At 43.6% G+C, this 14,429-nt stretch carries 3 protein-coding genes; 2 read left to right on the forward strand and 1 reads right to left on the reverse strand.

Going from position 1 to position 14,429, the window contains the following annotated elements; translation table 11 throughout:
• Nucleotides 1–131: 131 nt before the first annotated feature.
• On the reverse strand, nucleotides 132–1,109 hold the full coding sequence (locus L3V27_RS01980; RefSeq protein ID WP_237310853.1) for a peptidoglycan DD-metalloendopeptidase family protein: 978 nt from the start codon (nucleotides 1,107–1,109) through the stop codon (nucleotides 132–134).
• A gap of 381 nt (nucleotides 1,110–1,490) precedes the next feature.
• Between L3V27_RS01980 and L3V27_RS01985 the strand changes: the two genes are divergently transcribed.
• Nucleotides 1,491–11,903: a tandem large repeat gene (locus L3V27_RS01985; RefSeq protein WP_237310854.1), complete on the forward strand. Its 10,413-nt coding sequence runs from the start codon at nucleotides 1,491–1,493 to the stop codon at nucleotides 11,901–11,903.
• Nucleotides 11,904–12,670: 767 nt separating this feature from the next.
• Entirely contained in the window at nucleotides 12,671–14,422 is a 1,752-nt protein-coding gene (locus tag L3V27_RS01990; RefSeq protein ID WP_237310855.1) for a hypothetical protein, read from the forward strand.
• Nucleotides 14,423–14,429: the final 7 nt, after the last annotated feature.

Below are 14,429 nucleotides of genomic sequence, written 5' to 3' on the forward strand. Positions count from 1 at the left end.
TGCATCATTAAGAGCCGCATATAGCGGCTCTTTTTTGTCCTGAACTTGGAAAGTGGCGACAGGTCTTGAAGCGCTCAGAGGGTTACGAGGACTCGCTTCAGATAAATGAAGAAAGATCGAACCGAAGTATTTTATTGCCGGTTTGACTGCCTATACCGTTGCCATTCCGCTGTTAATTCAGCTTTTTCTTTTCTCGCTGCAATCAGCATTTCTATATTAACGTCAGTGTTTGGGTGCTTTTGAATGTATCGCTCGTAATCAACCGGAATGCCATTGATGTGCAGTTCAAGATGTAAATGCGGCCCTGTTGTTCTTCCTGTGTTACCCGTTTTTCCTATCACTTGTCCTCGGCTGATCTTCTCGCCAACGTGGACGTGGCGTTGAGATAAGTGTAGGTACCGTGATACCGCACCATTTGTGTGGCGGATATTAATGTAGTTGCCCGCAAAACGGTTGTAACGAGACTTTAAAACGATACCATCAGCAATACTACGAATCGGTGTGCCTACTGGTGTTGCATAGTCAGTGCCTAAGTGTGGAGTCGTTATATTGGTTACTGGGTGTGTTCGTTTTAAGTCATAGCCAGAGCTTACTCTGTAGCTTTTATCAAAGGGATCTGAAAATCGGAGTTTATTTTTTATTGACACGCCATGCTCATCAAATATGTTGCCTTGCCCATCATTGATAATAAATAAATCGGTTTTACTACCTAAATAGTAAAAAGAACTAATATAGGTTTCATTTCTACTATTTAACTTAGTTCTTAAGATAAAATGGTCATCTCTCTTAACTGAATCAATAATATTAAAGTTACTTTTAATAAGGGCCAATAGCAAATTAATCTCTTTTTGATTTATCCCTGATTTTAACAATGAAGCGACAAACGAGTACTCAACCACACCTATGGTGATTTTTTGTCTAAGAGTCCCCCCCTCAAAAGGTGCTTGAACTCCCTCATTCTTGAACTCCAAAGGCTTAACGGTAGGCAGTCTATCCATGGGAGTGAGGATGTGGTGAGAAAGCGACACGCTAATAAAAATGAGTAAGGCAATGGTGAGAAGGGTTGCGGTAGGAGTTCGCACACTCCTTTTTATTATTAAAATAGTCATTAGTTTTGGTGCTTTATCAAGGCTGACAGTTGTGCGTAGAGTATAATATTTTAAACAAAACCTAGCATTAAAGTATGGCTAATTCCTCCGTTTTAACTAAGTGAATAATTATAGGTGATGATTTTAATTTGATAATTTAGTAAAAGTGACGGTTGGTCTGGTGTTTTTGGCTTTTTAAGTGGTGTTATTGTCACGTTGAGAAAATATTTTACAATAATATAATCTCGGTAAAATATATTTTGCCAAATTACTATGTTCGCTAAAAATACGCTGAAATTAACATTAGGTCTTACGCTTACATCTCTTTTATTGAGTGCATGTGGTGGTGGTGATGGAGGAGACAACACACCTCCAGCTAGAAGCAAAGGAAGCATTTCTGGTATGGTTTTTGACGCCCCTGTAAATGGCGCAAAGATTGAGGTTTTCGAATTCAAAAATGGAAACTTAGGCCGGAAGTTGGCTAACACGACGTCTGATGCGTTCGGAAACTATCTGCTAGAGTTTGAATCGTCTTCAATGCCTCTTTTTGTTGTTGCAAAAGAGGGGAGTTATACCGACCCGTTTACGAATGAAACGGTATCAGTGAGCAATGCGAAGACACTTAAATTTGAAGGTGTTGTGAACTTTAAAGAGGGGAGTGAGCAAAAGTTAATGCTTACTCCGCTGTCGAACTTGGCAGCAGGCTTGGCAAAGTACAAAATTTCTCAAGGATCCACAGATGAGAGTGCCTTTTCAACCGCTTTGGATAGTATCAATAGCATGTATGGGTTTGACGTAAATGAGACCAAACCTATTGATATAACCAAAGGTGGGCAAAGCAGTTTTGCTAGTGCTGGGCATCAATACGGCGCTTTATTAACTGCATACTCGTCTTACTCTTACGATCTTATAAAAAAATACGGCAACAGCGATAACGTCTACACTTCAATGCATTTCGCTGACATCCAATATCGGGATGTTATTGCCGATGGTGTTCTTGATGGTCTTGAAGTGAGCCAGACTTCAGGAGCAGTGACTCCCCTCAGCTTTGGACAGAAAAAGATAAATAGCGACATTTATACACGTGATTTATCTCAGCATGTTCTGATCGTGGTAAACGATCCAAGTGTCAATATCTCTGGTACTGATGCCGCAGACTATGTCGACTTTAGTAAGAAGCTTAATGACTTAGGTACATATGGCAGTACTGATGGCGTCATTCCGCCGCGAGATGGTACGGATATCGATACAGATGCGCCAATAGTTACTCGTACGGACAGTGATGTACTTGCTGGCACCGATAAAGTTGATCTAAAAATTGTTGATGATATCGGTGTAGAAGACGTATCCGCCTTTATTCAGTATCAGATTAATGGCTCTTGGTCTGGTGAATTTCAGTGTAACGACATACAAGATTTTGGAAGCACATTCTGTTCGGTTGAATTTGATGATTTTGAAGTTGGCCTTCGAGAGACCAACGTTAAAGTTAACATTAATACCAAAGAGATCGATAGTGTAGATATGAACCCTGCCACAGGGCTCTCAAACGTAACAGCAGCACGATTAGTCTTATATACAGCGGATGTACTGGGTAATGAGTTAATTCCAGGCAGCCATTCGGGTCTTCATATCGATTTTGAGTGGGACAACGATGCGCCTGTTATCGATATTACATCGGCGAGTGCAATTAATAACCAACTTAAAGAATACGTTCTGAAAGGGGTTGTAAAAGAAAGCTCGCAAGAGATCAGTTCGGTCAGTATTTCATTTAAAGATGGCTTACATGAGGACGTCACATGTTCTCCTGTAACTGTAGAGTCTGGAAATGCTTGTGAGTTTAGTAAGGCTTACCCAACTGATGAATTCCTATCTACGACGGTCTTTGAGGTTCGAGCGAAGGATAGCAAAGGCAATACGGGCACCGCTCAGCATGCAGTAAGTCGTGACGATCAAGCGCCAGCACAAACGATTACTTATCCTGAAGGTGCGTCAATGACGTACGTAAATGTCGGTTTAGATGGTGAACGAACCACTTACGATGGTATCTACTCTCAAGATACGTATACCCCAGACAATGTTCAAGCGAGCCGTGATTACCTAAAGATAGACTATGCGTACGCGAGTATAGGCATTCAGAATTCATTAAAAGGGGTAGATTTTAGTAACTTCAACGCTAACTTGTTGAAAGAGAATAAAATTCCTTATGTTCGTGTGAAAGTGTCAGACGTAAATACCGATACGGTTTTAGGCTCCAACGCCAATAAACTTAAGCTCGTCGTCAAGTACTACGTAAGCCAAAACAACGATAACAACTACTCACTTCAGCAAGTTATTGATACAACCGCATCGGATGACGACTACATCGCAAAAATTCCGCACGAAACGCTGTTAGACAGCAATGGGCGTGTAGAAGATGTCATCTATTACATTCCATTTGTAAGAGATATTTTGGGTGACAGCTTTAAATCGGTATCAGAAAACAGTAGTCAAAAGTTAGTCATTCAAACCGTCGATGAGTCTGATAACGAAAGCACTCCAAGAGAAGTATATTTTAGAAGTAGCTTTGATCTGCCAACTATAAAAGTGGTGACACCATTTATTGGTGCGCGAGCTCAACTTGAAGGATTGAGTCCAAATGGTGAATTCACTTCACTTGCGAGTTGTACCACTATCCAACAATTGGAAAGTGACCAATCAATGGCTCTTGACGTCGCGAGTTGTGAAACCACAACTGATGTTGTGAATTATGACTTCATGCGTGTTCGTTTAATTGGTATCGAAGGCAGCGAGCCATACTACTATCAATGGAAAAGAGATCCAGGAACCAAAAAAGTAACGGTTGATTTAAACAAGGCCAATATTGGCGTGTACTTTAAGCTCAATGGCTCTCAGACTTACTATATTACTGAACTATCGACATATCAGACTAGCTTGTTTGATTTCCAGTGGGATCAAGTCACTGCCGGAGAGAAAACTTCTGAGCGTGCGATTCAAATTCTTGATGAGGTGCGCTACGCGTTATCAGGCACGAACAACAGCTCATTCTTTGGATTTGATCCAACGGTTGTGCCTTATGCAACGAACGAAATGCTTGCTACCAAAGCGATTCCAGAAAAGCCATCAAACGATTATCTACACCGATTTCTTGTCGAAGCTATCGATAGTATTGCTCAAGGAATGCCGAGAAATAACTCATTAGATTTTGCCTCCGCTATTTACGATGATTTGAGCTTTGATGGAAAAGCGAATGGTATTGGTGTTGGTGGACGTCAGGTTATGCTCGATTCTTATCAATTCGGTTCCGATACTTATCGAAAGGATTTAGCGCAATCGTATTACGAAATCATGGCGAGCAAATACGGTATTGAGACCAATATCGCGCAGCTCTATGCTGATGATATTTCGATGGCTAATCCTAACTTAAATGGTAAGAACATTTTTGATACAGAGGGTAGCAGTATCGATATCTTGCCTCCACAGCCAAAATTAACGATTGAAAGCGGTCGAGAGACGATGGTTGGCAATAAGCTTTATATTGCTGGTGAAGTTGTTTCTAAAATTGTCCTAGACGATCCTTCTGGTATTGTAGAAACCGACGCTTATGGTCCGAAGTTTAGCACGATGTGGTATCAAGCCAGTGAGCCAAACATTGAAATACCGCTGGACATCAACATTGTAGAGAACCCTGGCAACAGCAATGCTTATCGAAAAGAGTACCTCTTTACCCTTAACTCTCAGTCTAGTGAACTAAAAGATATTGTAGAGTTTGCTGTGGAAACCAGTGCCATGGACCCACATGGCAATGCGTATGGTTACGATGGCAAAGCTCCGTTTATAGAAACGGTATTTATTGATAATGATTTCCCTAAAACGAGTTACCTCCCACCTAATGACGTCGACGGTAAACCTGTAGAAGGCGGTATTTATTTAAATGCCAAAAATACCCATGAATTGACCTTCAAGGTTGAAGATGTTGTGGGTGACAAGCTTTCTTCAAGAGGTCTTGTTTTCTACCAGCAAACGGGTGAAAAAGTCACATACACACCAGAGGACTTTTCGAATAACTCGAAAGACGCCTTTAAAGTCAAATTATGTACGGGGGAGCTTTGTTCAAATCAAGGCGCGACGATTTACCCGGGTGATGGTGATTGGCTAGTCGTTGCAGCGGCAGAGGATAATTTAGGTAACTCCGTTTCAGAGTTAACTAGCACGGCTCCGAGATTCAATATTCGTATCGACTCTGAAGCTCCTATTGTAAAAAGTGAGCAGGTTCAAAGCCGTTTAGGCGGTAACAACCAATGGACACCTGTCATTGATTGGGGGACGTTAAGCCCCGGCAATAATGTAAAAATAGATCTTCGCCGAGGGTCTGGTCAGGCACTGACATTAGAAAGCTGTGACCCTCTAACAGAGACGTGTGACGTACCATACCTAGTTGGTGAACAACCTGACGTCAAAGTCCAACTGGTTTCAAAAGCATTTGATTACGATGAATGGAATGAATTTTATGTCACAGCGACGGACAACGCTTACCCTGCCAATGTTAGTACAACAGGGAAATTCACATTCCAAGTCGATAACAAAGGTCCAGAAATCATCCTAAATACGCCTTGGGTTGAAGACACATTGTCCAAAGAGAACTATGTTGTCGGGCGTGAGTTCAACGTGCGATTTAAATCCGTAATAGACGATTCAGACATTGAGCAAGTCTCGCTGTATCAAAATGGTAAAGATTCGCCAATTAAGACAATTGTGCCAACGGATTCATCTAAAGAGTTTGCAATGTCTCTCATTAAGAGTGACACAGATAAAATAGACATTTTTGAAGATGAAAAAACCACGTCACTGTATGTAAAAGCAACCGATATTTACGGTTTTGAGTCTAGTTCTAACACGCACAAGGTTATTCTTGATCGTGATGGGCCAACATTAGGGTTAAGTGGTTTCAATGCGAATGACTACTACTTAGGAAACTATGTCTTTGACCTAACGGCGCTAGACCTAAATGCAAACGGTGATATTTCAATTAATGGTGTAAACCGAGAAAGCTTAGAGTATTGGACGTTTAGCGATCTGGAGCCATTACCTGGCTCTCCAGGTAAAAAAATCAATGAAGATCTCAAAGTGAGCCTTGGTGATTTAGGTACGGGTACACACAAGGTTCGTTTAAAAGGGTCTGATGTTCGTGGCAACACAACCTTAACCAGTGGTGAGCAAGATTTTACCGTTAAAGTGTACAATTCCATCCCGCAGGTAACCCTAGCGATGAGTTACACGGATGGAACGCCAATTACAAACAGCACCATCTATCAAGATGGGAATATCGTACTTACGCTTGATATTGTTGATGACAGTGGCGTTGATCGAATTGACTCAACGTATAGATTTTCTGGAGAGCAAAACGGGACTAACTTTACGTTCTCAGAAGCCGCAGATGGCACGTGGACGGCAACGCTGCTTTCTACACAAATTGCCAAAGATGGTAATTATGAACTTGATATAAAGGTTTACAACAAAGTTCGTTACCTTGATGAAAAAGACAGGAAGGTTGGAAAAGTAAATCAAACCTTTAGCGTACAGCGTGAAGGCGTGGTTCTCTCGGTTGCAAGTCCGCTGGACTTCCAAAACTACTTATCTGATGGTGTTCTTGATGTCACCTTTACTACATTGAGTGCGGTCAAAGCCAAAACGTTAGAGTGTTGGGTTCGTGAAGAATACAGCTCTCTAGATGCGCCACCAACTAATGAGCAACCAACTTCTGGTGTTATCAACGTATCGCAAGAACCTTACAGTTGTAGTGTCAATGTTGGGCAAAACATGACGAAAGCACCTGTCACTTTGATCACTAAAACCTTGGGTACAAATGGGCGTGAAACGATCAACAAGTTCAATTTTTCGATGGTGGATATTGATGCACCAACAGTCGTTGATGGTAACTCATACAGTTTTAAAGGAAGTGATGTTTGGTTTGATGAAGCTTTGAAGAAGAAGATGCTCACATTTGAGCTCTCTTTCAATGATGCTTTATCAGGCGTGAATACTGAAAGTTCAGATAAATATCCAAAGTTGGTTCGTAATCTTGGCAACAAAGCTTATACACCAACGACCTGTGCCAAAGGTGTTGGAAATATCAAGTGTACGTACTCTGAATCCTACGCCGATATTATTGATGGTCTGAGTACAACTCAAGAATACAAAATCAAAAACGTATCTGACTTAGCAGGAAACTTGACGCCAGAGCATGATCTACTGCTTGAATTACCTAAAGGTTCGGTAGTCGTTGAAATTACTGATCCGGTCGGAAACACAACCATTAATGGCCAGCAGCTTGTCGCTAAATTCAGAATTAAGTTGTATGAAAACTCTAGGCTAGACAATGTGATGGCCAGATTTGGAACGGAATCCTACAACTATAAAGATAATCCGGAGAAGTTTGCGCAATTGGAAGTGTGTGCAGATGACCCAACCTACAAGTGTTCAACATTTACGAGTGAACTTCCTAGCGATGCTGATGGAAAAACGATCAGGACAATTATTACCGCAACGGATGTGTGGTCGAGAGTCGGTGAAGCGACCGTTGATATTAAAGTTGACAACACACCTCCAAGTGTTGGCGATGAGATTATCGTAACTGAATCGCCAACAAATCCAGATAATGTTCGTTTTCGTTTCGACATAACGGACACTGGTAGCAGCCTCGCAAAAGTAAACTACTCGGTTTTAAACCCGAGTTATCAAGAAGAAAGAGTAGAGGATGGGAATGGTTCATCTACGTACTTTGAACTACCGAAATCTCAGTTAGAGGGGCGTGGTTCAATCACAGTAGACATCAAAGCGACAGATAGCGTCGGACTGTATTCTGATATCAGAAAAGTCATTGATATTAGTGTTCCTAAAGTCACGGTTGATTTCGATGGAATTACGAGTTTGCAGGGTGGGAAACTGTTTTTAACCAAGGCGAGCCAGCCGTTTACGCTATCTACGGTGGAAGGAGAAAGAGTGAAAGCTTCACAATATTCTGTGGAGCTTATTCCAAGCCTCGGTGATTCCTTGCGTTACTCAGGTGATGTTATCTCATCTAGTGGTAATGGAATGATGAACTTTGCCGTCGATAATCAAGGGTCATATACCCTTAAGGTGACGGTGACGGACTCAGTTGGAAGAGAGAATACAAGCTTTGAATTACTAGGCAAAAGTTATGATGGACAAGTTATCGAGTCTATTGTTGATTATGACGTTCCAAGTATTTCTGGCTTAAGTGCTAATCAAATCTCTAAGATACCGACAAACGATAAGTATCAGCTAGAAATTAGTGCATACATTACAGATAAAAATTTAAATCTCGTCACTTCAAAAGCGGTGAGTGGTGGCAGCACTGTGGCTCCTCAAGCGATTACTAAGCCGACAACCGAAGCGGGGCCTTATGTCATAAGCTATTTGTTACCTAAAGGCGATCATACGATCACGGTGGCAGCAACAGACAAGGTGGATAACAATAGTGAAAGTTCTATTGACGCGCATGTGGAAGCGGCAACCGTTCCCGGGCTAAGTATCTCTACCGCCTCAAGCGCCCCTCTTTTTGGAGGCGAAGAGATTACGCTCGCGTTTAACTTTACAGAAGAAGTTACGAGCTTTGATATCTCAGATGTCCATCTTGTCGCTAGTGATAGCGGTGCAACAGGAACGTTAAAACAAGATACTTGGTCGACTTCAGACAATATTACGTGGACGGTTAATTACATCAGCCCAGAAAAACAAGATAAAAATATCACTATTCAGGTAGAAGATAATAGCTATCAAAGTACCAACACCATTCCAGGAAAGGGAAGCAGCTTAAGTATCGCGGTTGAAGGAACCTTACCAAAACTGACTAATGTGACATTTAACCCCGAGCATCAGAGCGTGGGGCAAAGTGTGAGTGTCTCGCTTGAGTTTGATAAAGAGCTCCAAGAGGCGACCGCTACGCTTGGCGGCAATCGCATCAGTTCTCTGTCCGCAACGGCAGATAAAAAGGTCTGGGTTGGTGATGTACAAGTTCCGAGCACTACGCTGTTAAGTGTCGACTTGGTTGTTAGTCAGTTTAAAGATTTGACTGGTAACATAGGGGAGGATAACACCGCTCACGAATTACCGATCACGCCGACCTTAGCCATCACTCCAGTGGGCAGTGTGAATGAAATGCAAGCCGCCACGTTAGAATTCGAAGGTACGTCGACACGCTTTGACGGCCAGTCCCTTCGTCTTGAAGTGAAAGCACAAGGCAGCGCTGCCATATTGAAAAGCAGCAGTGCAACGGTACAAGCTGGTGGCACTTGGACCAGTGACGCAATGGATATGAGTCACCAAACCAATGGCACTTATACCGTGATTGTGACGGGGACGAACTCAGCGGGCATTGAAGTGAGTGAAAGCCAGAGCTTTACGCTCGCACAGTCTCTGCCAACGTTGACTAACGTGACGTTTACTCCTGAGCACCAAGCCATCGGCCAAAGCGTGACGGTGGCGCTGGAATTCGATAAAGATTTGCAATCCGCCGCTGCGGAGTTAGGTGGTACCACGATCACCTCATTAGTGGCAACCGGGGATCCAAGCGTTTGGACTGGTGATGTGGTGGTACCAAGTACGTCAGAGCTCAATGTGGCGTTGCTTGTTCGTGACTACCAAGACTTATCAGGAAATACCGGTAGCCAGAACACGGCTTACTCCATGCCGATCACGCCGACCTTAGCTATTACGCCGGTGGGCAGTGTGAATGAAATGCAAGCCGCCACGCTACAATTCGAAGGTACGTCGACACGTTTTGACGGCCAGTCCCTGCGTCTTGAAGTGAAAGCACAAGGCAGCGCGACGGTACTAAAAAGCAGCAGTGCAATGGTACAAGCTGGTGGCACTTGGACCAGTGACGCAATGGATATGAGTCACCAAACCAATGGCACTTATACTGTGATGGTGACGGGGACAAACTCAGCGGGCATTGAAGTGAGTGAAAGCCAGAGCTTTACACTCGCGCAGTCTCTGCCAACGCTGACTAATGTGACGTTTACGCCTGAGCATCAAGCCATCGGCCAAAGCGTGACGGTAACGCTGGAATTCGATAAAGATCTGCAATCCGCAGCGGCGGCGTTAGGTGGTACAACTATCACTTCATTAATGCCAACCGCGGACCCAAGCGTTTGGACTGGTGATGTGGTGGTACCAAGCACGTCAGAGCTCAATGTGGCGTTGCTGGTTCGTGACTACCAAGACTTATTAGGGAATACAGGTAGCCAGAACACAGCCTACTCTATGCCGATCACGCCGACCTTAGCCATCACTCCAGTGGGCAGTGTGAATGAAATGCAAGCCGCCACGTTACAATTCGAAGGTACGTCAACACGTTTTGACGGACAGTCCCTGCGTCTTGAAGTGAAAGCACAAGGCAGCGCTGCCATATTGAAAAGCAGCAGTGCAACGGTACAAGCTGGTGGCACTTGGACCAGTGACGCAATGGATATGAGTCACCAAACCAATGGCACTTATACCGTGATTGTGACGGGGACGAACTCAGCGGGCATTGAAGTGAGTGAAAGCCAGAGCTTTACGCTCGCACAGTCTCTGCCAACGTTGACTAACGTGACGTTTACTCCTGAGCACCAAGCCATCGGCCAAAGCGTGACGGTGGCGCTGGAATTCGATAAAGATCTGCAATCCGCAGCGGCGGCGTTAGGTGGTACAACGATCACTTCATTAATGCCAACCGCGGACCCAAGCGTTTGGACTGGTGATGTGGTGGTACCAAGCACGTCAGAGCTCAATGTGGCGTTGCTTGTTCGTGACTACCAAGACTTATCAGGGAATACCGGTAGCCAGAACACGGCTTACTCCATGCCGATCACGCCGACCTTAGCTATCACTCCAGTGGGCAGTGTGGATGAAATGCAAGCCGCCACGTTACAATTCGAAGGCACGTCGACACGTTTTGACGGCCAGTCCCTTCGTCTTGAAGTGAAAGCCCAAGGCAGCGCGACGGTACTAAAAAGCGGCAGTGCGACAGTACAAGCCGGTGGCACTTGGACCAGTGACGCAATGGACATTAGTCACCAAACCAACGGCACTTATACCGTGATTGTGACAGGGACGAACTCAGCGGGCATTGAAGTGAGTGAAAGCCAGAGCTTTACACTCGCGCAGTCTCTGCCAACGCTGACTAACGTGACGTTTACTCCTGAGCATCAAGCCATCGGCCAAAGCGTGACGGTAACGCTGGAATTCGATAAAGATCTGCAATCCGCCGCAGCGGAGTTAGGTGGCACGACGATCACCTCATTAGTGGCAACAGCGGACCCAAGCGTTTGGACTGGTGATGTGGTGGTACCAAGCACGTCAGAGCTCAATGTGGCGTTGCTGGTTCGTGACTACCAAGACTTATCAGGGAATACAGGTAGCCAGAACACGACTTACTCCTTGCCAATCACACCAACAATACATCTAGATGCTATCAACGATGTTACTGGAGTGGAAAGCGTGACAGTAAGTGGTAGCAGTGAACGGTTTGAAGATGGTGAGTATATAGATATCAAAGCAGTCGACGCTGATGGTACAGAAGCCACAGGCATGGCTACCGTGTTTTCAGACTCATGGACAACTGATTTAGATCTTTCAGGACTGAAGGACGGAGCCGTAACGATTTATGTGAATGGTACCAACAAGCTGTCTGCCTCTGCCGAAGAGGTCCAAGCAACATTGAACTATGATCGTTTCGCAAGTACAGCCTCCTTAGGTGCTGTCTACAACCGATATTTTAGTGAGAACAAAACTTTAAAAAATGCGGCATAAATAAAGCGAGCGTTTAGCTCGCTTTATTTATTAGGGACTTTTTGTGATATTTATCAAAATAATTGCCTTTATTGATAAGTTACTCGAATTAATGAATCGTCTTAATACAAGTCTGAATAACTATAATAACTAGGCCAATGTTGCTTTTAGGTGTGTATGACGTGATTGTGATGGTCGCTCGGCAGGTGCTGTGGTGAATGTGTCGCGTTGAAAATCTTTTTAAATATTATATATTTACGCTCGTTTCTATACTCTGAGTATAGTGTTCTGCATGAGGTCGATGGGTAATACCTCGCCTCTTTAACTCGCGATGAAGCAAATTTAATCCTAGCAAGCTTCAGAGCAGTTACTTTTGTGAGTGCGTAATGCGCTCACCTTTTTATTTAAACTTCCTCAGTAACAGTCAATTTGTTGTTTGTTGCTGAGGAGGGCACCTCATAAACTTCTGAATTTCCTCGTGCTTACCTGAAGCGCACGTTACTATGATTTTTGTTAACTTCAGTCCATAAATTAAATTTTTTTAGAGAGTAAGATTTTACCATTTTGACAGAGTGGGTGATGTTACTGGCTTTTATTGTGGTCAAATCGCATGTTTTGATAGCAAAAATCACCGTTTTTTTGGTGTTTTTTATTTCGGGCGATTTTTCTATCTCGTTGAAAATAAATGGCTAAGTAAGTAGGATAAGCAGACCAAATCGTACTTGTAAGCCTTATCAGCTTAATTGTCACCGCAGCCATATTTACGATGTTGGTTGTGGAGAATTCAAATGCATTTAGTTTGCAAATTTATACCTAGCTCGAAGCTATCCTCCAACGAGCTATCTTATGTTCTTACACCGGACGAGTGTATAGGACAGCTTTCGCGTTTGCGAAATTCAGATGACATCCTTAGAAACCTCCCTAAAGAATTGGCGCAAAAGATTTCCATCTCTGCCAAAAAAACGACCAGCGCATTGCTAGCTGCTATAAGAATCGAATTGGGAAAAGGCAATTGGGTGTCATTATCTACCGTTGCTCGTCGGTCGCCATTGACGGACTCTCAGCTGCAAAGCTTCCCTAGACTTAAAACACTCGTTGACTCTGTATCTGCTTCGAATGAAAGCAAAGTTTTTAAAGCGGGTTACAAGCAGGTTACTGACGATGTTGCTCTAGTTCGCAGTTACACGCATGTACCTTCTGAGCCAAGCCCAGACCAAAAAATTGTTGTCGAGTTTGCAGGGCAGTGGTCTAGCAACGCGGCATGTTTGATGTTGGGAAAAACGGAAACTCAAAAAGAAAAAGTGACTGTAGGCAAGGCTGATACAGAAAACAAACACCGCAGCCTCGCGACATTTAAAGATCTCGAAGCTGAGGGCAAAACGCTCTATATCAAAATCCCTTGCACTGACCAGCCTCAGCCAATTTTGCTTAAACTCGCCGAAGACTTGCAACCCGTTGATAAAGATACTCAGATGGATGAGTGGGATAACGTGTTGGTGCCTGTGGTTCCGCTGCACTTCCCTAGTAGCGATAAATCAGATGAAGCTGCAGAAGTGTTTACATCAGGCTACGTGTATGTTGTTTGGAACAATAAAATTTGGCGCGAAGTGGCAATTACGGAAAATGGTTACTTTTCAGATACGGACATTAATAGTGTTCGTGAAGGCTCTAGACGCAAAAGGCACGCCGATATCTATATGACCAATCCTGAAACAGGCGGTGTTTTCGCTTATGAGCCTTTCCAAATCGTGCAGAACGGCAAGGTGGTAAGTGAAGGCTCTTTGAATGGTTCTGGAGAGGCTCGAGTGTTCAACTTAGTTGAGGAAGAAGTTGAGATAGTCATGACCGGCTATGAGCCACAAATCAAAGAAAAGATTGAAACAAATTTGAGCCCTATTAATGCTTCTAGCCCAGTGAAGCGGAGCGCGCAAGGTTACCCTCTCCCGCATATATGGCTTCCTTACAAGATTAAAGGTGAGCCTCAAGAAGTATATTTGGCTTATAACAGTAAACGATTGAGCGAGAGTGAACTATCTGAACTAGAGAGTGATCCCGGAACCAAGGCCATAAAAGTCACTGATCTTAACCATTACAGCAGTGAGAAAAGCTTTAAAATTGGAAACGGTTCTGTTCGCCTGCTCTCAGTATTACCAAGTGCTGCGACCTCAAAACCTGAAAAATACGCAATGTTACGAAGCCAGGTAAATAAAAATGTAGCGGTCGTGTATTTACTTAAATCTGTCGAGATAGTTTTCGAATATCCGGGCTATACGACGCTGGACGAGTCAGATGATTACTTTGAGTTAAGGCAAAGCGATGGTGATTGGTCGCAGCGAGTGTGCTTGCGCCAATGTATAAAAAAAGAGAATGGTTCTAGGTTGATTCGTTTTACTGGTTGGCCTGCAGAGGTTAAAGAAGTGGATCTTCTCCGTGGTTATCAGGGCAATAGTCATCACGAAAGAGATAATAAAACGGTCATTTTTGCTCAAACACCCATTGCGGATTTACTGGCTTATAAGAAAAAAGATCAGCCAAGTTAACAAAACA

Origin of the sequence: Vibrio sp. J2-3(2022), assembly GCF_021725735.1 — a bacterium.
GTDB lineage: Bacteria > Pseudomonadota > Gammaproteobacteria > Enterobacterales > Vibrionaceae > Vibrio > Vibrio diabolicus.